At 63.8% G+C, this 24,724-nt stretch carries 21 protein-coding genes; 6 read left to right on the forward strand and 15 right to left on the reverse strand.

The window, feature by feature from the left end:
• Positions 1–42 precede the first annotated feature (42 nt).
• Positions 43–807 (forward strand): sulfite exporter TauE/SafE family protein, encoded by a 765-nt coding sequence (locus tag B058_RS0103795; RefSeq protein WP_018507148.1) that lies wholly within the window; start codon positions 43–45, stop codon positions 805–807.
• 28 nt (positions 808–835) lie between these two features.
• Here B058_RS0103795 and B058_RS0103800 read toward each other — a convergent pair whose 3' ends face one another.
• The 10 genes from B058_RS0103800 to leuS form a co-directional block, all read right to left on the reverse strand.
• On the reverse strand, positions 836–1,465 hold the full coding sequence (locus tag B058_RS0103800) for a DNA-3-methyladenine glycosylase family protein (RefSeq protein ID WP_018507149.1): 630 nt from the start codon (positions 1,463–1,465) through the stop codon (positions 836–838).
• Entirely contained in the window at positions 1,462–2,913 is a 1,452-nt protein-coding gene (rng, locus tag B058_RS0103805) for a ribonuclease G (protein ID WP_018507150.1), read from the reverse strand. The genes B058_RS0103800 and rng overlap by 4 nt, the downstream gene beginning before the upstream one ends.
• Positions 2,914–3,033: 120 nt before the next feature.
• Entirely contained in the window at positions 3,034–3,645 is a 612-nt protein-coding gene (locus B058_RS0103810) for a Maf family protein (protein WP_018507151.1), read from the reverse strand.
• 17 nt (positions 3,646–3,662) lie between these two features.
• On the reverse strand, positions 3,663–4,133 hold the full coding sequence (gene rlmH / locus B058_RS0103815; protein ID WP_018507152.1) for a 23S rRNA (pseudouridine(1915)-N(3))-methyltransferase RlmH: 471 nt from the start codon (positions 4,131–4,133) through the stop codon (positions 3,663–3,665).
• A gap of 15 nt (positions 4,134–4,148) precedes the next feature.
• Entirely contained in the window at positions 4,149–4,508 is a 360-nt protein-coding gene (gene rsfS, locus B058_RS0103820) for a ribosome silencing factor (protein WP_018507153.1), read from the reverse strand.
• On the reverse strand, positions 4,505–5,155 hold the full coding sequence (gene nadD, locus B058_RS0103825; RefSeq protein ID WP_026240614.1) for a nicotinate-nucleotide adenylyltransferase: 651 nt from the start codon (positions 5,153–5,155) through the stop codon (positions 4,505–4,507). The genes rsfS and nadD overlap by 4 nt, the downstream gene beginning before the upstream one ends.
• A gap of 4 nt (positions 5,156–5,159) precedes the next feature.
• A complete protein-coding gene (locus B058_RS0103830) occupies positions 5,160–6,437 on the reverse strand; it encodes a glutamate-5-semialdehyde dehydrogenase (protein ID WP_018507155.1) in 1,278 nt (425 codons plus the stop codon).
• A gap of 288 nt (positions 6,438–6,725) precedes the next feature.
• Entirely contained in the window at positions 6,726–7,739 is a 1,014-nt protein-coding gene (gene holA, locus B058_RS0103835) for a DNA polymerase III subunit delta (protein WP_018507156.1), read from the reverse strand.
• Positions 7,723–8,235: an LPS-assembly lipoprotein LptE gene (locus B058_RS0103840; protein ID WP_026240615.1), complete on the reverse strand. Its 513-nt coding sequence runs from the start codon at positions 8,233–8,235 to the stop codon at positions 7,723–7,725. The genes holA and B058_RS0103840 overlap by 17 nt, the downstream gene beginning before the upstream one ends.
• On the reverse strand, positions 8,232–10,886 hold the full coding sequence (gene leuS, locus B058_RS0103845) for a leucine--tRNA ligase (protein WP_018507158.1): 2,655 nt from the start codon (positions 10,884–10,886) through the stop codon (positions 8,232–8,234). The genes B058_RS0103840 and leuS overlap by 4 nt, the downstream gene beginning before the upstream one ends.
• 110 nt (positions 10,887–10,996) lie before the next feature.
• Between leuS and B058_RS16375 the strand changes: the two genes are divergently transcribed.
• The 3 genes from B058_RS16375 to B058_RS0103860 all read left to right on the forward strand — a co-directional run bounded on the left by B058_RS16375 (position 10,997) and on the right by B058_RS0103860 (position 13,519).
• Complete coding sequence (locus B058_RS16375) at positions 10,997–11,950, forward strand: TraB/GumN family protein (protein ID WP_018507159.1); 954 nt, start codon at positions 10,997–10,999, stop codon at positions 11,948–11,950.
• A gap of 9 nt (positions 11,951–11,959) precedes the next feature.
• On the forward strand, positions 11,960–12,451 hold the full coding sequence (locus B058_RS0103855; RefSeq protein WP_018507160.1) for a GlcG/HbpS family heme-binding protein: 492 nt from the start codon (positions 11,960–11,962) through the stop codon (positions 12,449–12,451).
• 180 nt (positions 12,452–12,631) lie between these two features.
• A complete protein-coding gene (locus B058_RS0103860) occupies positions 12,632–13,519 on the forward strand; it encodes a phosphoribulokinase (RefSeq protein ID WP_018507161.1) in 888 nt (295 codons plus the stop codon).
• 88 nt (positions 13,520–13,607) lie between these two features.
• Here B058_RS0103860 and B058_RS17215 read toward each other — a convergent pair whose 3' ends face one another.
• The gene (locus B058_RS17215) at positions 13,608–17,345 is read right to left on the reverse strand and encodes a bifunctional diguanylate cyclase/phosphodiesterase (RefSeq protein WP_018507162.1); all 3,738 of its coding nucleotides are present in this window, start codon (positions 17,343–17,345) and stop codon (positions 13,608–13,610) included.
• A gap of 117 nt (positions 17,346–17,462) precedes the next feature.
• A complete protein-coding gene (locus B058_RS0103870; protein ID WP_018507163.1) occupies positions 17,463–17,714 on the reverse strand; it encodes a MoaD/ThiS family protein in 252 nt (83 codons plus the stop codon).
• A 47-nt stretch (positions 17,715–17,761) separates the two neighbouring features.
• On the opposite strand from B058_RS0103870, the gene B058_RS0103875 reads away from it, so the two are divergent.
• Positions 17,762–19,960: a UvrD-helicase domain-containing protein gene (locus B058_RS0103875; RefSeq protein WP_018507164.1), complete on the forward strand. Its 2,199-nt coding sequence runs from the start codon at positions 17,762–17,764 to the stop codon at positions 19,958–19,960.
• On the opposite strand, the gene B058_RS0103880 is transcribed toward B058_RS0103875, so the two are convergent.
• The 3 genes from B058_RS0103880 to B058_RS0103890 are packed head-to-tail and all read right to left on the reverse strand — an operon-like array spanning position 19,936 to position 21,876.
• Positions 19,936–20,715: a BPSS1780 family membrane protein gene (locus tag B058_RS0103880; protein ID WP_026240616.1), complete on the reverse strand. Its 780-nt coding sequence runs from the start codon at positions 20,713–20,715 to the stop codon at positions 19,936–19,938. The two genes, B058_RS0103875 and B058_RS0103880, sit on opposite strands and share 25 nt — an antisense overlap.
• 48 nt (positions 20,716–20,763) lie before the next feature.
• Complete coding sequence (locus B058_RS0103885; RefSeq protein WP_018507166.1) at positions 20,764–21,090, reverse strand: DUF2782 domain-containing protein; 327 nt, start codon at positions 21,088–21,090, stop codon at positions 20,764–20,766.
• Positions 21,091–21,147: 57 nt separating this feature from the next.
• Positions 21,148–21,876: an LOG family protein gene (locus B058_RS0103890; RefSeq protein ID WP_018507167.1), complete on the reverse strand. Its 729-nt coding sequence runs from the start codon at positions 21,874–21,876 to the stop codon at positions 21,148–21,150.
• 55 nt (positions 21,877–21,931) lie between these two features.
• Here B058_RS0103890 and polA point away from each other — a divergent pair, with 55 nt between their 5' ends.
• Positions 21,932–24,616, forward strand: coding sequence for a DNA polymerase I (gene polA / locus B058_RS0103895; RefSeq protein ID WP_018507168.1), 2,685 nt, complete (start codon positions 21,932–21,934; stop codon positions 24,614–24,616).
• Positions 24,617–24,724 lie beyond the last annotated feature (108 nt).

Raw genomic sequence — 24,724 nt, forward strand, 5'->3', positions numbered from 1 at the left:
TCGCCTGGACACCCCGCCCGATTCCCTGCGCGCCCCGGCCTGATGGATATCTGGCAGGGGCTTCTGCTGGTAGGTGCGGGCGCGCTCGGCGGCGCGGCTAATGCCATTGCAGGGGGCGGGACCTTCTTCACCTTCCCGGCCTTGCTGGCGGCGGGCGTTCCTCCCGTAGCGGCCAATGCGTCCAACTCCTTCGCCATCTGGCCGGGCCATGCCTTGGCCTTGCTGAGCTATGGCGAGGAACTCGGACAGCGGCGCAAGGAATTGCCTCGTCTGATGGCTGCGGCCGTGTGTGGCGGCGCGCTCGGCGGCTGGTTGATGGTGCACAGCACGGATCGCTATTTCATGCAGGCCGTCCCCTGGCTCCTCTTGTCCGCTACTCTCGCTTTCGCCTTCAAGGGACAAATGCTGTCCTTCAGCCATCAGCTTTTTTCCACACGCCACGGGGGAAAGGGCGCACTCGCCACGTTTCTCACGTTCGCACTCGGCATCTATGGGGGCTATTTCAATGCCGGGCTCGGCATCCTGCTGCTTGCCACCCTGACGCTGTCCGGCATTGAAGATACGCACGAGCTGAACGGCGTGAAGAATCTGCTGGCCACGGGCATCACCACAGTATCTCTGGTTCTGTTGGTGGCCAGTAGCGTGATCGTCTGGATTCCAGCTTTGGTGACCCTGGCGGGTGCGATAGTCGGGGGCATATTGGGAGGACGCCTGGCACGCCGCATTCCCCGGAGATGGCTGGAGGGCACCGTGATCGGGCTGGGTAGCCTGCTCACCATGGTCTATGGCTTCAAGGTTTACGCCTGAGTCCGGTTTGCCGGAACGGGCGAGGCAATCAGTACTGCACCACAGCCGGATCGAGACTGCGCCACAGATACCAGGTGGCGACGGTACGCCAGGGCGCGAAGCGCACACCATGTTCGCGCAAGGCCTGGGGCGAGGGACGCGCATCATCCAAGTAATGCCGCGCGACGGCTTTCTGCAGGCCGATGTCGTCGACCGGCCACACGTCGGGGCGGCGCAGGCTGAAGATCAGAAACATTTCCGCCGTCCAGCGGCCGATGCCGCGCACGTCGACGAGCTCGGTGATCACGGCTTCGTCGTCCATCTTCTTCCAGCGTGCCGGCTCGACGCGGCCATCGACGAAGTGTCCAGCGAGGTCGCGCAGGTACTCGGCCTTGCGACGCGACAGCCCGCACGCGGCGAGTGCCTCCAACTCCAGCGTGGCGACATGGTCAGGGGTAACGTGCCGGGCGAATCCGGCAAAACGCGCCCATACGCTGTCGGCAGCCTTGACCGAAATCTGCTGGCCGACGATGGCGCGCGCGAGCGTCTGGAAAGGGTCACCGCGGTTGCCCAGCACGGCGTCGGGATAGCGCGCGATCAGGCCTGCCATCACCGGATCGCCTGCGCCGAGTTCGGTGCAGGCCCGGTGCCAGTAGGTCGGTTGCGCCCGGGTTTTCACAGCAGGATGATGTCGTACTGCTCCTGCGGATAGGTCGTCTCGACCTGCAGCGACACCGGCTTGCCGATGAAGTCGATGAGCTGGGCGAGGCTGCCGGATTCCTCGTCGAGAAACAGGTCGATCACGCTTTGCGCGGCGACGATGCGGTATTCGCGCGCACCGAACTGGCGCGCCTCGCGCAGGATTTCGCGCAGCACGTCGTAGCACACGGTCTGCGCGGTCTTGATTTCGCCGCGCCCGGCACAGGTGGGACAGGGTTCGCACAACACATGCGCCAGCGACTCCCGCGTCCGTTTGCGCGTCATCTCGACCAAGCCCAGCGTGGAGAATCCGCTGACGGTGGTCCGGGTGGGATCGCGCGCCAGGGTTTTCTTCAACTCGGTCAGCACCGCGTCCTGGTGCTCGGCGTTGTCCATGTCGATGAAGTCGATGATGATGATGCCGCCGAGGTTCCTCAAACGCAGCTGGCGCGCGATGGCCTGCGCGGCCTCGAGGTTGGTCTTGAAGATGGTGTCATCGAAATTGCGCGCGCCGACGAAACCGCCGGTGTTGACGTCGACCGTGGTCAGCGCCTCGGTCTGGTCGATGATGAGATACCCCCCCGATTTCAGGTCGACGCGCCGCCCCAGTGCCTTGGCGATCTCGTCCTCGATGGCATACAGGTCGAACAGCGGCCGGTCGGCGCCATAGTGCTGCAGCTTATCGTGCACCGCATGCGTATAGTTCTTCGCGAACTCCGCCATACGCTGATAGGTTTCGCGCGAATCGATCAGGATGCGGCTGGTGTCGCGGTTGACGAAGTCGCGCAGCACGCGCAGCGACAGATCGAGATCCTGGTACAGCAGGCAGGGCACTGCACAGCTGCCGCGCGACTGGATGCTGCTCCACAGCCGCCGCAGGTAGTCGATGTCCGCCTGCATCTCGATGTCTTGCGCGGTTTCGGCCATGGTGCGCACGATGAAGCCGCCCGTGGCGTCCTCCGGCATCAACTGATGCAGTTTCTGGCGCAGGTGCTCGCGCTCTTCCTCGCCTTCGATCTTCTGCGAGATGCCGATGTGGGTTTCCTGCGGCAGGTAGACCAGGTAACGGCCGGCGAAGCTGATCTGGGTGGACAAACGCGCGCCCTTGGTGCCGATCGGGTCCTTGATCACCTGCACCATCAGGCTCTGCCCTTCATGCAGGATCTGTTCGATCGGGCGTTCCGTCTCGCCGTTGTGACGCTCTTCCCATATATCAGCCACATGAAGGAAGGCGGCGCGCTCCAGGCCGATGTCGATGAAGGCCGACTGCATGCCCGGCAGCACACGCACCACGCGTCCCATGTAGATGTTGCTCACCAGGCCGCGACACTGGGCGCGTTCGATGTGCAGTTCCTGTACCGCGCCCAAGTGCAGCACGGCGACACGGATTTCCTGTGGCGTGACGTTGACGAGGATTTCTTCGCTCATGGCAAATACTTGATCCATTTCTAAATCGAAACCGACACGAACGTCCACGGCAGCCACGTGGCTGCGCCCAGGAAACCGGCGCCTCAGTTTTGATTTAGGAAAGAAGTCAGCTAAACATCCTCAGACGGCGAGGCCGAAGGCCCTCAATAAAATGGCTGTGTCATATAACGGCAGACCCATGATGCCGCTGTAGCTGCCGTCGATATGCTCGACGAACGCGCCGGCACGCCCCTGAATGCCGTACGCGCCCGCCTTGCCGAGGTATTCGCCGGTTTCCAGGTAGCGGCCGATGGCCGCCGCGCCGAGTTCGGCCAATCTGACCTGGCTGGAAGACAGGCGCCTTTCCATCCGGTCTTCGTGCTGTACCGCCACGGCGGTATGTACTTGATGCGTACGCCCGGACAAGCGCATCAGCATGGCTTCGGCTTCTGCGCGATCGGCCGGCTTGCCCAGAATGGCGCCGTCGAGCTCGACCACCGTGTCCGCACCCAGCACCGGAAAACGCAACAAGCGGCGCGCATCCACCGCACGCCAGCCGCAGGCGGCCTTTTCGACTGCCATGCGCAGTGCGAAATCGGACGCCGCCTCGTCTGCGCGCGGAACCTCGACGACATCCATGCGGCCCGCCACTGCACGCAACGCCAGCACGTCGAAGGCCACGCCGATCTGTTTCAGAAGCTCGCGTCGCCGTGGCGACTGGGACGCCAGATAGATTCGTTTGTCGACCAGCATGATTCTCGTTATTCCCTCTAATCCCGATGGTAGGGATGGCCCTTGATGATGCATACGGCACGATACAACTGCTCGGCCAGCAGCACCCGCGCCAGTGCATGCGGCAAGGTCAGTTTCGACAGGCCCAGCAGCTTGCCGGCGCGCGTCTTCACGCTGGCGTCAAGACCATCCGCCCCGCCGATGACAAATGCCGGCGACAACCCTTCCGCCATCCAGCCTTGCAGCCACGCCGCAAGTTCGCGCGTGGTCGCCTGCGTGCCGCGCTCGTCGAGCACCACCGGCAGGCAGCCCGCAGGCAGCACGGCCAGGATACGCTCGGCCTCCAGTTGGCGCGCACGGGTGCCATCCTCTCCGGCCGCCCGATGCCCTGGCTTGATCGCATTCAGGAGCAGCGGCATGTCCGGCGGCATGCGCCGCGCATAATCATCGTAGCCCGCATCGATCCAGCCAGGCATCTTGTGGCCGACGGCGATCACATGGAGTTTCATCGGGCCGTGCCAATCCTAGTGGTCGGCTTGGATGTGCCGCGCGCGCGCTGCCTCGCCCGCGCCCCACAGTTCTTCCAGATTGTAATGGGCACGTGCGGCGGGCTGCATGACATGGACGATCACTTCGCCCAGGTCCAGCAGCACCCAGTCGCCGGTGTCCTCGCCTTCCGTGTTGCCCACGTATTCGCCCGCCTCTTTCATCTTGACGCGTACATTGTCGGCAAGTGCGCGCGTTTGACGGTTGGACGTGCCGCTGGCAATCACCATGCGTTCGAACAGCGAGGTGAGCTTGCTGGTGTCGAGCACGGCGATGTCCTGGCCCTTGATGTCTTCAAGGGCGGCGACGATCAGTTTAACTTTGTCTTCAATATTCATATGCGTGCGTAAAGTTGGTATTCGTGAATGTAATCCAGCACGGCGTCGGGTAGCAGGTAACGCGCACTGTCGTGTCGGGCAAGCATGCCGCGGATCGCGGTGGCCGAAATGTCCAGCAGCGGGGTTGTGCGCAGCAGGATCGCACCGGCTGGCTGGCCGGGCGGATTGCAGCTGACGACCTGACGTTGCGTCACTTCGCTTTTCAAGGGCTCTATTATGGCGCCCGGCTGCAGCAACTGCGCACCGGGCCGGGTCGCCACGGCAATATTCGCCAGTTCGAACAGCCGCCGCCAGTCATGCCAGCCAGCCAGGCCGAGAAACGCATCCGCCCCCAGCAGCAGCCAGAGCGGCTGCGTCTGGCCCAGTTCGGCACGCAAGGCCGTGAGTGTATCGACCGTGTAGCTTGGCTGTGGGCGCTGCACCTCGCGCGCATCCGCCACAAAGCGCGGATTGCCGCCGATCGCGCGGCGCACCATTTCCAGCCGATGGCCGGCCGCCGTGCGCGGCGCATCGCGGTGCGGCGGCTGCCCGGCGGGGATGAACAGGACGCGCTCAAGGCCCAGGGCATCGGCCATGTCCTCCGCCAGACGCAGGTGGCCGAAGTGGATGGGGTCGAAGGTGCCGCCCATCACGCCGATGGGCGACATGGCCTTACCCGCGGACGTGCCCATCTCCCAATACCACCCACTTCTGGCTGGTCAGGCCTTCCAGCCCGACCGGGCCGCGCGCGTGGATCTTGTCGGTGGAAATGCCGATCTCCGCGCCCAGGCCATATTCGAAGCCGTCGGCAAAACGAGTGGAGGCGTTGACCACCACGCTGGCCGAATCGACCTCGCGCAGGAAACGCCGCGCCCGGCCGTAGTCCTCGGTGACGATGGCGTCGGTGTGCTGCGAGCCGTGGGTGTTGATGTGGGTCATCGCGGCGTCAAGGTCGTCGACCACTTTCACTGCGATGATGGGACCGAGATACTCCTCGTACCAGTCCTGCTCGGTGGCGGCCTTCAGTTTGTCGGCGGCGATGCCGGCATCCTTGAGGATCGCCAGCGCTTCAGGGCAGCAGCGCATTTCCACGCCCTTGTCGGCCAGCATTTTCCCGATCTCGGGCAATACGGTCGCGGCAACGCCGCGCGCCACCAGCAACGATTCCGCGGTGTTGCAGGTGCCGTAGCGCTGGGTCTTGGCGTTTTCGACGATCTTCACGGCTTTCGCCAAGTCGGCGCGGTCGTCGACGTACACATGGCAGTTACCGTGCAGGTGCTTGATCACCGGCACCCGCGCTTCGCCGGTGATGCGCTCGATCAATCCCTTGCCGCCGCGCGGCACGATGACGTCGACGTAATCCTTCATGGTAATCAGCTCGCCCACCGCCGCGCGGTCGGTGGTCGCTATCACCTGCACCACGGTCGCGGGCAAACCGGCGGCTTCCAGCCCTTCGCGCACGCAGGCGGCGACCGCCTGATTGGAGTGCAGCGCTTCGGAACCGCCGCGCAGGATCGCCGCATTGCCGGATTTGAGACACAGCCCTGCTGCATCCGCGGTCACATTGGGACGAGCCTCGTAGATGATGCCGATGACGCCGAGCGGCACCCGCATCTTGCCGACCTGGATGCCGGAAGGACGGTATTTGAGGCCATCGATCTCGCCGACCGGGTCGGGCAGCGCGGCAATCTGCTCCAAGCCATCGGCCATGCCGGCTATGGTCCTGTCGGTCAGCTGTAGACGGTCGAGCAGCGCCGTATCGTAGCCTGAGCTGCGCGCATGCTCCATGTCGCGCATATTCGCCTCGAGCAATTTGGCGGCGTCGCGCCGGATTGCCATCGCCATGGCCTGCAGGGCACGGTTCTTCTGGTTGGTGTCGGCGCGGGCAATCACGCGCGAAGCTTCGCGCGCCTGTTTGCCCACCGTCTGCATATAGCTTTTCACGTCCATCATCTTGTCCTGTTGCCCGGCCGCCCGGAACGAGGGCGGATTAATGCTAATTTTACGCCCGCGACGAGGCCGATTCGGGATGCAGGCCGCGAAGCGCGCCGGCGCCGCAGTGTCGTTCACCGCAAGCGGTACGCGACAAAGGGATGCGCCCGAATCGGCCCGTCCCTTCGGGTTGCTGCGAGAAAGCGCGTCTGCAGCGTTGCGCCGCTTGGCAAGGGATTGCCCTTGCTTGCGCGACGCGCCTTGCATCCATCGCTTTCTCGCAGCAACGCGGGCGTGAAATTAGCATTAACCCGCCCTAGCCAGTGTCATGCCCACGCACAGCAGCGTATCCCAGGGGTCGCCCACGCGTTCCAGGCCCTTGGCCTGGCGGTCGATCAGCGCCAGATCGGCCAGTGCGGTTTCGACCTGCGCCAGGCCCAGGCGTTTCAACGCCCGCTCGATCTGCGGCGCACGCTGCTTGTCGCGCCCCCAGAGCGTGCGCATCAAACCGGGCAGACTGTCGCCCTGTGCCAACGCCAATTTTAGCCTGAGGAGCAACTGCACTGCCGACGACACCTGCCACAGGATGGCCGGAATGGCTTCGCCCGCATCCCTGAGATCGACGACCACCTGTGCAAATCGTGCGCCGTCGCCCGCATACAGCGCATCCTGCAGCACGTCGGCTTCGAGCCGGCTGACATCGACCACCGCATGTTCGACATCGGCCAGCGTCACCGTTCCTGGCGGCAGCAGCAGCGCGAGTTTGTCGATTTCCTGCTGGGCGGCCAACAGGTTACCCTCGACCTGGTCGGCCAGGAAATCCAGCGCGGCGCGTTCGGCACGCAGGCCCTGCCGGACCAGGCGCCGGTCGATCCAGTCCGGCAAGGCGGCGCGATCGACCGGCCGCGCCTCGACGATCACGCCACTTTTGGCGAGCGCCGCGAACCAGCGGCTCTGCATGGTCTTCCAGTCCAGCCCCGGCAGGCTGACGAGCGTAAGCGTATCGGCCGGCAGGTGGCCGGCATAGGTCTCCAATGCCTTGGCGCCGTCGACGCCGGGCTTGCCGGAGGGAATGCGTATCTCGGTCAGGCGGCGTTCGCCGAACAGCGAGAAGTTATCGCCGCTGGCAAAAATTCCCTGCCAGTTGGTGCGCCCCTGCGCCGTAAACACGCTGCGTTCGCTATGTCCCGCCGCCCGTGCCGCCGCACGAATGGCGTCGCCCGCCTCCTGCGCTGCCAGCGGCTCGTCGCCCACCACCACGTAAAGCGCGGCCAGGCCGCGTGCAAGCTGCTCGGGCAGGCGCTCAGCCGGGATGTTCATCGGCTGCGGAACCAGGCTTGATCGCCTGCAGACGGCGTACGATCCGCTGGGCGGCGTTGTCATCCATATCGCGATACAGCAGTTGCTCTTCGGCGCCCTTGGCCAGCACTTTCGTATCGTCGTAGGTGATATCGCGCGTAAGCTCAAGGACCTCGGGCGCCGCCAGACGTTTCCCCGCCTTGTCGTTCACCGTATACGTCAACCGCAGGCCCAGGCGGTATTCGGTGACGCGTCCCGCGCCGGACAGCGAGAGAATGACCTTGGTGCGCTCTTCCTTGCTGATCTTGAGTACCGCCTCGGCTTCGCCCGCATTCGCCGCCAGCCGGGTTTTCTTGTTCGAGGTCAGGCTGTTCCGGATGCGCTGCGCGACCAGACTGCCGGACGGCGCGTCGACATACAGGGTGGCAAAGGGGATGCCGTCGTAGCGGCGCAGCTGGAAACCGCACCCGGTCGCGAGGAGTGCCGGCACGGCAGCAAGGAAAAGTCGTCGGTTCATAGCACGATATTAACCAAACGCCCGGGCACCACCACCACTTTTTTCGGCGGCTGGCCTTCCAGGTATTTCTGCGCCGCGTCGCTCGCCAGCGCGGCGGCCTCGATCGCCGCCTTGTCGGCCGCCGCCGCCACGCGGATCTGTCCGCGCAGCTTGCCGTTGACCTGCAGCATCAGCTCGATCTCGTCCTGCACCAGCGCAGACTCGTCGACCGCCGGCCACGCCAGCGCGGCGCCCGGCTTGAGTTCGGCATAGAGGGATTCAGCGATATGCGGCACGATGGGTGCGAGCAGCGCGACCGCGGTTTCGAGCACTTCCTGACGCACGCTGCGGGTAAGCGCATCGTCGCCCTCGAGTTTGGCCAGGGCGTTCATGAGCTCCATGACCGCGGCGATCGCGGTATTGAACTGCTTGCGCCGTTCGATATCATCGCCGACCTTCTGGATGGTCTGGTGCAGCTGGCGGCGCAGGGCCTTGGCCGCATCCGGCAGTTGGCCCCCGGCAAACGCCGCCACCGCGCCGCCCTGCACGTGCTCGTAGGCCAGCTTCCACAGCCGCTTCAGAAAGCGATGCGCGCCCTCGACGCCGGCGTCCGACCATTCCAGGCTCTGCTCCGGCGGCGCGGCGAACATGGTGAATAGGCGCGCGGTGTCGGCGCCGTACTGGTCGATCAGCGCCTGCGGGTCGACGCCGTTGTTCTTCGACTTCGACATCTTCTCGGTGCCGCCGACGATGACCGGCTGGCCGTCGGATTTGAGAATTGCGGTGCCGTCGCGCAGTTCGACGTCGGCCGGGTTGAACCAGGTCTTCTTGCCGTCGGACGTTTCGCGGTAGTAGGTGTCGGCGATCACCATCCCTTGCGTCAGCAGGTTGGCGAACGGTTCGTCGCTCGCCACCAGGCCTTCGTCGCGCATCAGCTTATGGAAGAAGCGCGCGTACAAGAGGTGCAGGATGGCGTGCTCGATGCCGCCGATGTACTGGTCGACCGGCAGCCACTGGTTGGCGCGCGCATCGAGCATGCCGCCGTCGAAATCGGGGCAGGCGTAGCGCGCGTAGTACCACGACGACTCGACGAAGGTGTCCATGGTGTCGGTCTCGCGCCGCGCCGCGCCGCCGCACTGGGGACAGGCGCAGTTGACGAAGTCGGCGCGCTTGTTGAGCGGGTTGCCGGAGCCGTCCGGCACGACGTCCTCCGGCAACACCACCGGCAGCTGCTCCGCCGGCACCGGCACATCGCCGCAGCTGTCGCAATGAATGATCGGGATCGGACAGCCCCAGTAGCGCTGGCGCGAGATGCCCCAGTCGCGCAGGCGGAACTGGGTTTTCTTCTCGCCGAGGTTCAACGCAGCGAGATCGGCGGCGATGGCGTCAACGGCCGCTTCGTAGCCGAGGCCGTCATATTTGCCAGAGTTTACGCAGAAGCCTTTCTTGGTTTCATACCAAGATTTCCACTTACTAGCATCGAATTCCAGCGCTGATAATTCTGCTTCTAGGTTGGCTATTGAGTTGCCATGCTCTATGCGGCCTTGAGCAAGCGCTTGTTTAACGGCGCTAAGTTCCTCTCCTTCAATCACCGGCTTGATCGGCAGGCCGTATTTTTGCGCAAAGCCAAAATCGCGCTCGTCGTGCGCCGGCACCGCCATCACCGCGCCTTCGCCGTAGCTCATCAGCACGTAATTGCCGACCCACACCGGGACCGATTCGCCGGTGAGCGGATGGGTGACCTTGAAGCCGGTGTCCATGCCCTTCTTTTCCATCGTCGCCATGTCGGCTTCGGCGACGCTGCCCTGCTTGCATTCGACGATGAAGGCGGCAAGCGCGGGATTGTCCTGCGCCGCACGGGTGGCGAGCGGGTGCTCGGCCGCCACGGCGCAGAAGGTCACGCCCATGATGGTGTCGGCGCGGGTGGTGAACACCCACAGCTGCTCGTCCTTGCCATCCAGCTGGTACGGGAAGGCGAAGCGCACGCCAACGCTCTTGCCGATCCAGTTGGCCTGCATGGTCTTCACCCGCTCGGGCCAGCCCGGCAGGCTGTCGAGGCCGGAGAGCAGCTCGTCGGCATACTGGGTGATGCGGAAGAAATACATCGGGATGTCGCGCTTCTCGACCAGCGCGCCGGAGCGCCAGCCGCGGCCATCGATCACCTGCTCGTTGGCGAGCACGGTCGCATCGACCGGGTCCCAGTTGACCGTCGCCATCTTCTTGTAGATCACGCCCTTCTCGAACAGGCGCGTGAACAGCCACTGCTCCCAGCGGTAATAGTCGGGCTTGCAGGTGGCGAGTTCGCGCGACCAGTCGATAGCAAAGCCCAGCGCCTGCAGCTGCGTGCGCATATGGTCGATGTTGGCGTAGGTCCAGGCGGCGGGCGGGACGTTGTTGGCGATGGCGGCGTTTTCCGCCGGCAGGCCGAAGGCGTCCCAGCCCATCGGCTGCATCACGTTGTAGCCGCGCATGGCGTGGTAGCGCGCCAGCACGTCGCCAATGGTGTAGTTGCGCACGTGGCCCATGTGCAGCTTGCCCGACGGGTAGGGGAACATCGACAGACAGTAGTATTTGGGCCGGTCGGACGCGTCGCTGGCGCGGTAGACCTGGCCGGTCGCCCATTGCGCCTGCGCGGCGCGCTCGATTTCCGAGGGAAGGTATTTTTCTTGCATCAAAACCGCTCAAAATAGTGAAAATGCTGGTGGGCGATTATACCTATCGCCTTCATGCGGCCGCCGCATGGCAGGATGACTCTATTTTCGGTGCACCCGGGAGAAACCGCATGTCCTGTCGAACCCTCCGCCTGATTCTGCTGTGGCTGCTGGCCGGGTGGCAATTCGCCTGGGCGGATCCGCCGCCGGCAGAAGCTCCCGCCGCTTCAACCGATGTCCTGCAGCAGCTCAAGTCTGCACCCAGCCGGGGATTGCTTTACGAAGTCAGCCGAAACGGGAAGATCGCCTATCTTTTCGGCACGATACACGTCGGCAGGCCGGATTTCTTTCCGCTCGACCTCGTCGTCACCCAGGCCCTGGCACACTCCAGCGAACTGGTGGTCGAACTCGACGCCACCCAGAGCGACAAGATGCAGGCCGCCGTGCAACGCCATGCTGTCTTGCCCGATTCCCAACGTCTCGATTCCCTGTTGTCCCCCACCCTACGGAAACGGCTGCAAACCCAGCTCGACGCCCTGGGGATCCCCCGTGACGCGCTTCAGGCATACAAACCCTGGATGGCCTCGTTATCGCTCATGATGGGCGCCATGCAGGCATCGGGCTTCGAGCCAGCCTATGCCACCGATCTGTACCTGATCGCACTGGCGAGAGGACTCGACAAGCCGATCGATGAACTGGAAAGCATCGACTATCAGCTTGAGCTTTTCGACAGCACCACGCGCCAGGAACAACTCGCCTTCCTCGATGAAACGCTCCAGATGTTGGAACAAGGCCGGCTACGCGGCGACACCCAGGCACTCGTCGATGCCTGGCTCGATAGCGATGCGCAGGCCCTGCAGCAGCAATCGCTGGCATCGATGCGCGAGAACCCGCGCTCGGCACGCTGGATGCAGCAAAAACTGTTTACCGAACGCAACCGTCACATGGCCGCCAGTATCGACCGCATGCTCGCCGCAGGCCATCAGCCATTTGTCGCCATCGGCGCCCTGCATCTGACCGGCGCGGACGGGGTGCCTGTATTACTGGCAACGCGCGGTTATCGCATCAAGAACCTTTACCCCTGAGGAGGCCCCATGAAAAACCTGCTTTTGCCCACGTTGATCGCTCTCTCCTTCCCGGCTGCCGCCGCCCAGCCCGACGTCCTGCCGGTCAAGCAGATCAGTCTCGAACTCGCGCGCGACATCGCCATGGGTGCAGTCGAAAGCTGCCGCGGGCAGGGATTTAACGTATCCGCCGTCGTGCTCGACCGCGCCGGCAACGTTCAGGCCGCGCTGCGCGACACGCTGGCGGCGCGCCACACCCTCGAAATCGCCGAACGCAAGGCCGGCATGAGCATCATGTCCGGCATCGACTCCGGCGAATTCCGCGCCGCTCGCGGCGACATCCGCCCCGAACTCAACCATATCGACGGCCTCATCGTGATGGAAGGCGGCCTGCCGATCCGGGCTACCGGCAGCCTGATCGGCGCGGTCGGAGTGTCAGGCGCGCCCGGCGGCGACAAGGACGCCGCCTGCGCTGCCGCCGCCCTGCAGAAAGTCGAGGAACGCCTGGAATTCGCCTCGTAGCGCATTGCGGCGGGGCGCCCTCGCTGGCTGCGCCTTTGTTGGTATCCGCGATCCACTACGTATCCGAGCGCGAGTGGATCGGCGCCCGCGCGCGCGCCGCCGCTACTACCACGGCCTACGCCTTGCGGTTAAAATGGCGCGTTTCGCTTTCATCCTCATACCTCTTCAGGGAGTCCCAGCATGTCCAAGAAGCATCCCGTCATTGCGGTCACGGGTTCATCCGGCGCCGGCACCACAACCGTCAAACGCGCGTTCGAGCACATCTTCTTCCGCGAAAAGATCAACGCCGCCGTGATCGAAGGCGACAGCTTCCACAGCCTGTCGCGCGTTGAATTCAAGGAAGCAGTGAAGAAGGCCGAAGCCGAAGGCAATATGTCGTTCAGCCATTTCGGTCCGCAATCCAACCACTTCGCCAAGCTGGCCGAACTGTTCGAGACCTACGGCAAGACCGGTTCCGGCAAGAAGCGCTACTACATCCACAGCGACGAAGAGGCTGCCGAGCACAACAAGCGCCTCAACACCAGCCTCAATCCCGGCGAGTTCACCCCGTGGGAAGACGTGCCCGCCGGCTCCGATGTACTGTTTTACGAAGGCCTGCACGGCCTGGTGAAGACCGACGACGTCGACGTCGCCAAGCACGTCGACCTCGGCATCGGCGTGGTGCCCATCGTCAACCTCGAATGGATCCAGAAGATCCACCGCGACGGCGCCGAGCGCGGCTATTCGGCCGACGTCATCGTCGACACCATCCTGCGCCGCATGCCGGACTATGTGAACTACATCACCCCGCAGTTCTCGCGCACCGACATCAACTTCCAGCGCGTCTCCACCGTCGACACCTCCAACCCTTTCATCACGCGCGACATCCCGACGCCAGACGAGAGCTTCATCGTCATTCGCTTCCGCGAACCCAAGGGTGTCGATTTTCCTTACCTGCTGAACATGATCCCGAACTCCTTCATGTCGCGCCGCAACACCATCGTGGTACCGGGCGCCAAGATGGGCTTCGCCATGGAACTGATCCTGGCGCCGCTGATCCAGGACATGATCGCGAACAAGAACAAGTAAACACAGGGGTGGCAGCTTGTGAGCGGCCGCACCCCAAATGAAAACGGAGCCGCCTGGCTCCGTTTTCATTTGGGGTGCGTCGAGAGGCTCAGCCCAGCCAGGCCGCGGGGTACGCTGCGCGCGCAAACGCTTCGAACCGGCCTGCCTCAAGCGGCTTGCTGAAGTAATACCCCTGCACCTCGCGGCATCCCTGTTCGCGCAGGAAAGTCAACTGACCATCCGTTTCGACGCCTTCTGCGATGGTGAGCAATCCCAGGCTGTCTGCCAGGCTGATGATGGCGCGGACGATGGCACGGTCTTCCGGGTCCTCGGCGATTCCCCTGACGAAGGACTGGTCGATCTTGAGACGATGGACCTTGAAACGCTTCAGATAGCTCAGGGAGGAATACCCGGTTCCGAAGTCGTCGATCGACATGCGAATGCCGCGTTCATACAGGTTGTTCATGATCGCGATGGCTGCCGGCGCGTCGTCCATCGCCACGCTTTCGGTCAGCTCCAGTTCCAGGTACTGCGGCGGCAGCCCGACCTCTTCAAGGATCTGGCTGACCCGTTCAGGCAGATGGGGATGGCGAAACTGCACGGCCGACAGATTGACTGCCATCGCCATGGGCTTCAGCCCCCCGTCCACCCAGGCTTTCATCTGTTGCGCGGCACTGCGCATGGCCCATTCGCCGATCGGCAGAATCTGCCCGCTTTCTTCCGCAATCGGGATGAACTCGGTTGGCGCGATCGTGCCGATCTCGGGATGCGCCCAGCGCAGCAGCGCTTCCACGCCGATGAGCCCTCCGTCATGCAATGAAAGCTGGGGCTGGTAGTGCAGGCTCAGCTGGTTGCGTTCCAGCGCGCGGCGCAAGGCGCTTTCCATCTGCAGACTGCGTGCCGAGCGCGCCTGCATTTCCGCGGTGAAAAAACGGTAGGTATCGCGGCCGTCGTGCTTGGCGCGATACATGGCGGCATCGGCACATTTGGAGAGCGCCTCGAAGTCTTCGCCATCGCTGGGATACATGGCAATGCCGATAGACAGCGTCACGCCCAGTTCAAACCCCTCGATCTGGCAAGGCTGCGCCACGGCTTCCAGTAATTTTTCGGCCACATGCGCCGCGCCGCCGCTATCGGTGGCGGGCAGGATCAGGATGAATTCGTCGCCACCCTGGCGTGAAACCGTGTCCACGTCGCGTATGGCGTCTTTCAGGCGGCCGGCGACGGTGATCAGCAATTCATCGCCAATGCGGTGACCCAGTGTGTCGTTGACATTCTTGAAGTGGTCAAGATCGGCGAACAGGATGGCAACCTGCGTGCCATTGCGCTGGGCTGCACTGAGTTCATGGCTGATGCGGTCGCCAAGCAGTGCGCGGTTCGGCAACCCGGTAAGCGGATCGAAGTGCGCCAAGCGCTGGATGTGCGCCTGCGCCGCCTTGCGCTGGGTGATATCGCTTGAAATACCGATGTAGTGGCTCACCTCGCCCTTCTCGTCGCGCACCTGGATGATCGACAACAGCTCCGGGTACAGGCTGCCGTCCTTGCGGCGATTCCAGACCTCGCCCTGCCAGCGGCCGTGTGCGGCGATGTCGGCCCACATCGCCGCGTAGAACGCCTTGTCATGGCGTCCCGAAGCCAGCATGCGCGGATTCCGCCCCAGCACGTCGGCCTCGCTGTAGCCGTTGATCGCTGTGAATGCCTGGTTGACCATCACGAGGTTCTGCTGAGCGTCGGTGATCATGATGCCCTCGCCGCTTTGCTCGTATACCTTGGCCGCGAGGCTGACTTGCGCCTCGGCCTGCTTGCGTTTGCTGATGTCGACGAACGTCGCGATCGCACCCACCGTGACGCCGTCGGCGACGATGGGGTTGGACCAGTACTCGACCGGTATCGACGTGCCATCCTTGCGCCAGAACACTTCGTCGGACACATTGACCGCCTGGTTGGACAGGTAGGCGCGGTGCATCTTGCATTCGCTTTCCGGGTAAGGACGGCCGTCACGATAGGAATGATGGATCATGTCGTGGGTGGACTTGCCCAACACTTCCCGCTCGTCCTGATAACCCAGTAGGTGCAGGAAGGCGCGGTTGGCAAACGTGCACTTGCCCTCGAAATCCACGCCGTAGGCGGCCTCCGCCATCGAATCGAGCAGCAGTTGGAGCCGCTCCCGCGAGTCGCGCAGCGCCTGCTCCGCCCGCTTGCGCTCGGTAATATCCTCTCCTGAGGAAAGCACACCCTTCACCCTGCCAGCAGGGTCCCGCAGGAGTGCATTGTGCCAGGCCACGATACGCTCTTCTCCACCCTGGATCAGGATCGCATTCTCCGTGTATTCGACCGGCGTGACGTTCCCTTCCAGCATCTGGACGAACTTGTCCCGGACTTCGTTTCGTATGCGCTCAGGCAGAAAATGCTCGAACCAGTCCTTGCCGAGAATGTCCGTTTCCGGCACGCCCAGCATTTCACAGCCCTTGCGATTGACGAGTTCGACGCACCCCGCGATGTTCAGCGCAACCAGCATCACACCGGCAACGTTCAGGTATTGCTGGCTGCGCTCCTGGGAGTCGCGCAGCGCCCGTTCCGCCTCGACCCGCGCGGTGATATCGCGGGCGATGCCCAGCACGCCGACCAGCCGCCCCGCCATGTCGAACATGGGTGTCTTGACCGTCTCGAACAATCCGCCGCCGCCGTCGGCGAAGTCCAGCCATTCCTCGTTGGTACTCGGCTTTCCAGCCTCCATGGCCATGCGGTCGTGTGCGCGGAAAAAATCCGCCTGCTCCTTGTCGACGAAATCGTAGTCGGTCTTGCCGACGACATCGGCTTCGCTGGCGCCGACGAAGCGCTCGAACATCGGATTGCAGCCCAGGTAGACTCCCTCCGCATCCTTCAACCAGACCAGGTCAGGGATGGCATCGAGCGTAGTCCGCAGCTTGCGCTGCGTCATCAGGATTTCGGCGGTGCGCTGCTCGACGCGTGCCTCAAGCAACTGTTTGTGCGATTTCAACACAAACAGAAGCCAGGCCAGGTAGCCCAGCATCAGACTGAACGCCAGCGCCAGCACCGACATACCCCAGAATCTGAGCGGTTGCGCCCATCCTGCGACCGGCGCCACGCTCAGCATCCAGGTGGCACTGGGTACCTGTACGGCCTGCACGACGGGATTGACGAGCGGCATGCTTGAGGAACGGAGGATGACCTGCTTTCTCCCGCTGCCCGGCTGGGCGCGCCACAGTTCATATGCCAGGCCCTCTCCGTCGAGATGGCTCAGGTGGGCCTGATCGAGCGCCCCCGGCAGGCGCATCACGACCATGGTGAATCCCCAGAACGACGGATGTCCCGTACTGTCCTCCAGGAACACCGGCAAACGCCCAACGACCCCTGTCCCGCCGATCGCCAGTTCAAGCGGTCCGGCGAGGGTCAGCTTGCCGCTGTCGCGGGCGCGCAAGGCGTCATCGCGAAGCGCAGGGTCATTCAGCAGATCCAGACCGATGCCGGCCCGGATGCTGGGCGCCATGTCCCGGACAATCCCGTCAGGTGCCAGGGCCAGCGCGGATACGCCGGGATATAACGGCAGGATCGTCGCAGCCAGGGGCGCGAAATCGGGGACGCGCCCCTTCCCCTGGCGTACCAGGGCCGCCAGGGTCTGGCTGGCAGACAGCGCATGCTCGATGGCGTATTCGATCGAATGCACATGGTCAGTGGCCAGACGGGCCGCGCGCGCGCGTTCGGATTCCAGGGAATTCTGTTCAAACTGCCAGACGAGCGCACCCGACACGATGGCGGAAAGGAGAAAAACAATCACGCCCACAATCAGGGGACGGTTGAGATGGTGCGTGTCTGAAACCGCCATTGCGCTCGACCCCATCGTCATGAATAAGGATCCCCGGTAATCGTGGTGTAACGCTATTCAATTGCCACATCATAGTCGGTCTTTCCGCGCGGGAACGGCAAACCGGACGCTGCGCATTCAGATCATCGCAAACCCAACCAGCGCAATCTCGTCTCCATCCTTGACCGGCGCCGACTTTTCAGCGAACTGCTTGTTGATGGTGACGTTCAGCTTGGGATTACCGAGCAGCATTTTTTTCCATATTTCGCCGCGCTTGGACAGCACGAACAACAGGCGCTCGACGTCGATCACGTCAGGCGGCAGGGCGATCTCGTCGGATGCCATGCCGAGCGTGTCCACCAGGTCGCCAAAAAACAAAATTTTCACCATCTGTAGACCTTTATAATCTGTAATTGACTGTCTGATTTTACCCCCGTATGTCCGCCTACCCTGAAGGGCACAAGCATCTGCTGGAAAGCCTCAATCCTGAACAGCGCGCCGCGGTGACGCTGCCGCACGAGTCTGCGCTGATCCTGGCGGGCGCCGGCTCGGGCAAGACACGGGTATTGACGACTCGCATCGTGTGGCTGATCCAGACCGGCCAGGTATCGCCGCACGGCATCCTCGCGGTGACCTTCACCAACAAGGCGGCGAAGGAGATGCTGACGCGCATCTCGGCGATGCTGCCGATCAACACGCGCGGGATGTGGGTCGGCACCTTCCACGGGCTGGCCAACCGGCTGCTGCGCACCCACTGGCGCGAGGCCGGGCTGCCGCAGTCGTTCCAGATTCTGGACAGCTCGGACCAGTTGTCGGCGATCAAGCGGCTGATGAAGGCGATGAACGTCGACACCGAGAAATACGAACCGAAGAAGGTGCAGTGGTTCATCAACGGCCACAAGGAAGCCGGCCGGCGCGCGCGCGACGCCGAGGCTTTCGACGAATATTCGATGCGCATGGCCGAGCTGTTCGAGGCCTACGACGCGCAATGCCAGCGCGAGGGCGTGGCCGATTTTCCCGAACTGCTGCTGCGCTCCTACGAACTGCTGTACCGCAACGAGCCGCTGCGCCAGCATTACCGGGATCGCTTCAAGCACATCCTGGTCGACGAATTCCAGGACACCAACACGCTGCAGTACCGCTGGCTGAAGCTGTTCGCCGGCCCGCACACGGCGCTGTTTGCCGTCGGCGACGACGACCAGTCGATCTACGCCTTCCGCGGTGCCAACACGGCCAACATGGCCGAGTTCGAGCGCGAGTTCGCCCACGGCAACGTCATCAAGCTGGAGCAGAACTACCGCAGCCACGGCCACATCCTCACCGCCGCCAACACGCTGATTGCGCAGAACGCCCACCGCCTCGGCAAGAACCTGTGGACCGCGGAGGGCGAAGGCGAGCCGATCCGCATCTTCGAGGCCTACTCCGACCAGGACGAGGCGAGCTTCGTCGTCGACGAGGTGAAGGCGCTCAACCGCGAAGGTGTGGCGCTGTCCGACATGGCGCTCCTGTACCGTTCCAACGCGCAGTCGCGCGTGCTGGAACACGCGCTGTTTTCCGCCCACGTGCCGTATCGCGTATACGGCGGCCTGCGCTTTTTCGAGCGCCAGGAAATCAAGCATGCGCTGGCCTACCTGCGCCTGCTGACCAATCCCGAGGACGACGGTGCCTTCTTGCGCGTGGTCAACTTCCCCACCCGCGGCATCGGCGCGCGCAGCCTGGAACAATTGGCCGACCACGCCGCGCGCTCGGGCAGCAGCCTGTGGCAGGCAGCCTGTACCGGCGGCGGCAAGGTCGCCGGCTTCGCCAAGTTGATCGAAGACATCAAGCAGGCCACCGCCGATCTGCCACTGGCCGAGGTGATCGACCATGTCATCGAGGCCAGCGGCCTGGCGGATTACTACCGCGCCGACAAGGACGGGGCCGATCGCCTGGAAAACCTCAACGAACTGATCAACGCCGCTGCATTGTTCTCGGAAGAAGGCGGGCTTCTGGACGCGCCCGAAGCAACGCCGGACGCCCCCGTTCCCGCCGAGGCGCCGTCCGAACTGGATCGTTTTCTCGCCCACGCCGCGCTGGAAGCCGGAGAACACCAGGCCGGCGCCGGCCACGACGCGCTGCAGCTGATGACGGTGCATGCCGCCAAGGGACTGGAATTCCATGCGGTGTTCATCACCGGGCTGGAGGAAAGCCTGTTTCCGCACGAGCAAAGCGCCCATGAAGAGAACGGCTTGGAAGAGGAACGGCGGCTGATGTACGTGGCGATCACCCGCGCGCGCCGGCGCCTGTACCTGTCGCACGCGCAGTCGCGCATGCTGCATGGGCAGATCCGCTACAGCCTGCCATCGCGTTTTCTCGACGAACTGCCGGAACAGGTCCTGCTCAACCTCAACCGCCGCGATTCCGCCCATCCGTCACGCGTCCAGCAGACCACCTGCCACTATGGCACGCCAGCGCCACGCAACCCGGGCAACGACACCGGCTACAAGGTGGGGCAAAGCGTCGCCCACGCCAAATTCGGCACCGGCATCATCATCGACTTCGAAGGGCGCGGCGCGGACGCGCGTGTACAGGTGAAATTCCGTGACGCCGGAACGAAGTGGCTCGCGTTGGCCTACGCCAAATTGTCGCCTGCCTGAACCGGTGCGGTATCGTCTGCCCATACCGCGAAAATCGCCTGGTACGAGGCATACAGCGAACCGAACAGCACCGGCATCGCAACCAGCAGACCGAGCAGCAGCGGCACCAACGCGGCGATGAACAGCAGCAGGCCGAGCGCGATGCTGTTGGTCAGCATCGCCACCCAGTTGCGGGCGACGGCCTTGAGGCTCACGCCCAATGCGGTTGCTGGGCGGGCGCCACCGAACAGGATCAGCGCGGGGGCGAACCAGGTGGCCATGATCAACGGGGTAAACAGCACCATCCCGACGAGCACCGCAGGCAGGGCCTGATTCATCATGGCCTGCATCTCGGCCGGCGAGGCCTTGCCGCCTTTGGCGGTGTCCATCACGGCCTGCGGGTCGAAGCCCATGGCAAGCATGATCTGGCCGATCACCAGCGCACCCAGCAGCTGCACCGCGCCGACCGTCATCAGCGGAATCACCGGTCCACGCACGCCCGCCAGGAAGTGCGGCAACTCGAGCTCCTTGCTCCGGTCGAGCGCGCGGTATGCCGCCATGAAGCCTGCCACCATCAGGGGCGAGGCCAGATCCGACAGCGAGCCGCCCACCAGCGGAATGAGGCCGAGCGCCATGATCGCGCCGAACATCAAGCCGAACGCGGCCGACAACAACAGGGGATTTTTTCGGTACAGGCGAAAGCCCGCGACCACCCACTGGAAACCCTGGCTGGCCGCGACCTTGCGCGGGACGTCTTGATTGGAAGCAGTATTCATGCGGCCGATTTTAACCGACGCCGCATGCAAAGATTCAGAACGCCGTGATCACCATTCCTTGATCACCCACATCGGCGGCCGCATCCCGGAATCGAGGCTGTCCTGGCGGGCAAACTGGCCGTCGCCCTTTTCGTCGATGAGGTAATACGGCTTGCCGACCTTGGGAATGACTTTCAGCATATAAAGCTTGCCGTGGGCGCGATATTCGATCACGCGCCCTCCCTGGCTGCTCGGCTTGATGGTCACGGGTGGCGCATCACCGGGGCCCGGCGGGCCGTCGGGGACGGGTGTGAGCCCGGGCGGTTGCTCGGACGGGCCGGCGGCGACGGCCAGGCCGCTCAACAACAGGGTCAACAACAAAACGGGATAACGCATGGCAGGCTCCGGAATCAAGGCAAACAGAATGGACTTAAATGAACGAGGCACATCGACTCACAGATTGAACTGGATGTCGCGCTCGGCCAGCGACGGGATGAAGCCGCGTTTCTCATAGTGGCCGAAAATGGCATCGACCACCTGTTCGGGGTCGTCGATGATATGCATCAGGTCGACATCCTCGGGGGAAATCATGCCCTCTTCCACCAACCGGCTCCTCACCCAGTCGGCCAACCCCGCCCAGAATTTCGAGCCGACCAGGATGATGGGGATGCGCGCGATCTTGCCGGTCTGCACCAGCGTGAGCGCCTCGGTCAGTTCATCCAGCGTGCCATAACCGCCCGGCATGACGACATAGGCGGCGGCGAATTTGACGAACATGACCTTGCGCGCAAAAAAATGCTGGAAGGTCTGGCTGATGTCCTGGTAGGTGTTCGCACTCTGTTCGTGCGGCAGCTGGATATTGAGGCCGACGCTGGGCGATTTTCCGAAGTAGGCCCCCTTGTTGGCGGCTTCCATGATGCCAGGGCCGCCGCCGGAGATGACCGAGAAGCCGGCATCGGACAGTTTGCGCGCGATGACTTCGGTCAACATGTAATACGCGTGGTCAGGCGGCGTGCGGGCGCTGCCGAAAATCGACACGGCCGGGCGGATGAACGCCAGCCGTTCGGTCGCCTCGACGAACTCTGCCATAATTCCCAGCATCCGCCATGACTCGCGTGCCGAGTAGTCAATTTCGGCGGTGCGCCCCGGGTCAGCGGCGGCGGGCAATTTTTCCAAGTGCATTTTCGAGCGCCTCGTGAACGATTCTAATGTAAGTCAGCCAAGAAAAATCCTGCTGTTGGTGGACGGCTCATCCTACCTGTATCGCGCGTTTCATGCGCTGCCCGACCTGCGCAACTCGGCAGGCGAGCCGACCAATGCGATCAAGGGTGTGCTCTCCATGCTGCACAAGCTGCGGAAGGACCATGCGGCCGATTATATCGCCTGCGTGTTCGACGCGAAGGGCAAGACCTTCCGCGATGATCTCTATCCGGCCTACAAGGAGCATCGCCCACCCATGCCGGACGACCTGCGCAGCCAGATCGAGCCCCTGCACGAAGCGATCCGCGCCGAAGGCTGGCCGCTCGTCGTCATCGACGGCGTCGAGGCCGACGACGTGATCGGCACGCTGGTGCAGCACGCGACCGGGAAAGGCATCCGCAGCATCGTCTCCACCGGCGACAAGGACATGGCCCAGCTGGTCGACGACCATGTGACGCTGGTCAACACCATGAGTGCGGAGACGCTCGACGAGGCCGGTGTCGCCGCCAAATTCGGCGTGCCGCCCGAGCGCATCATCGATTACCTCACGCTGGTCGGCGACGCGGTCGACAACGTCCCCGGCGTCGCCAAATGCGGGCCGAAAACCGCGGTGAAATGGCTGACCGAATTCGGCACGCTCGACAACCTGATGGCGCACGCCGACGAGATCAAGGGCGTGGTCGGCGACAACCTGCGTGCCGCCCGCGACTGGCTGCCACAGGCACGCGTGCTGATCACCATCAAGACCGACGTCGACCTGCCCTTCGATTTTGACGATCTCGTCCTGAAGCCGCGCGACACCGGCGCGCTGCGGCCGCTGTTCGAGCGCTACGAATTCCGCACCTGGCTGCGCGAACTCGATGCCGCTGCGACGGCGAATCCCGACATCCCCGAACAGGACAGCAGCGGCAAGCATCGCGCCCACTACGAAACTCTCCTTACCGAGGCTCAGCTCGACGCCTGGATCGCCAAGCTGAGTTCGGCACCGACGTTTGCGCTCGACACCGAGACCACCAGCCTCGATGCCATGCAGGCCGAACTGGTCGGCATCTCGTTCGCCACGGCGCATGGCGAAGCAGCCTACCTGCCGCTGGCGCATCACTACGCCGGCGCGCCCGCGCAACTGGAGCGCGACGCCGTCCTGGCCAAGCTGAAACCCTTGCTGGAAAATCGCGAACCGAAAATCATCGGCCAGCACCTCAAGTACGACCGCCACGTGTTTGCCAACTACGGCATCGCGCTCGGCGGCGTGATCGACGACACGCTGCTGCAGTCCTACGTGATCGAAGCCCATCAGTCGCACGAGCTCGGCAATCTGGCTTCACGCCACCTCGGACTGGAAACGATCAGCTACGACGACGTCACCGGCAAGGGTGCGGCGCGCATCGGTTTCGAACAAGTGGCAATCGAACGCGCCAGCGAATACGCCGCGGAGGATGCCGACGTCACGCTGCGCGTGCGCGATGCGCTGACGCCGCAGATCGAGGCGTCCGACAAGCTGGGCTTCGTCTACCGCCACATCGAACTGCCGGTGGCGGAAATCCTGTTCCGCATGGAGCGCACCGGCGTGCTGATCGACCGTACCCTGCTCGCCGCCCAGAGCGGCGAACTCGGCCGCAAGATGCTGGAGCTGGAGCAGCGCGCCTACCAGGAGGCCGGCCAGCCGTTCAACCTCGGTTCGCCCAAACAGATCGGCGACATCCTGTTCACGCAAAAAGGCCTGCCGGTCGTCAAGAAAACGCCGAGCGGCGCGCCGTCCACCGACGAGGAAACGCTGGAACAACTGGCGCTGGACCATCCCATCGCGCGAGCGATCCTCGACTATCGCGGCATGGCCAAGCTGAAGTCGACCTACACCGACAAGCTGCCGCAGATGATCGATCCGCGGACGGGGCGCGTGCATACCAGCTATTCCCAGGCCACCGCCGTGACCGGCCGGCTGGCGAGTTCCGACCCCAACCTGCAGAACATTCCCGCGCGCACCGCCGAGGGCCGCCGCATCCGCGAGGCCTTCATCGCGCCGCCAGGGCACGTACTGGTGTCGGCCGACTATTCGCAGATCGAGTTGCGCATCATGGCGCACCTCTCCGACGACGCCGGCCTGCTGAAGGCTTTCGCCGAGGACCGCGACATCCACACCGCCACCGCCGCCGAAGTGTTCGGCGTGCCGCTCGACGACGTCAGCGCCGACCAGCGGCGCATGGCCAAGGTCATCAACTTCGGGCTCATCTACGGCATGTCGGCATTCGGGCTGGCCAGCCAGCTCAACCTCGAGCGTGCTGCCGCCCAGACCTACATCGACCGCTACTTCGCGCGCTACCCCGGGGTGGCCGACTACATGCAGCGCACGCGCGAAACCGCGCGCAGCCAGGGCTACGTCGAGACCGTGTTCGGACGCCGGCTGTACCTGCCGGAGATCAACGCGAAGAACCCGGCACGCCGTCAGGGCGCCGAACGCGCCGCCATCAACGCGCCGATGCAGGGCACGGCCGCCGACCTCATCAAGCTGGCGATGATCGCGGTGCAGAATCACCTCGACAGCCAAGGCATGCAAACCAAGCTGCTCATGCAAGTGCATGATGAACTGGTGCTCGAAGTGCCGGAGGCGGAACGCAACGCGATCTGCGAAGTGCTCCCTGCACTCATGTGCGGCGTTGCCCAGCTCAAGGTCGTACTCGATGCCAAGCTGGGCGTCGGCCCCAACTGGGAACGCGCCCATTGAAGCGTATGCCTTTCGCGGATGGCTCGTTCCTTGTGGCCTCCGGGCGCTTTAATTAAAAGGAAATCGCCAGCCTCATGGTCTATTTCGCCGCCGGCCATCCATGAGGCC

It is taken from the genome of Thiobacillus thioparus DSM 505, assembly GCF_000373385.1.
Lineage (GTDB): Bacteria > Pseudomonadota > Gammaproteobacteria > Burkholderiales > Thiobacillaceae > Thiobacillus > Thiobacillus thioparus.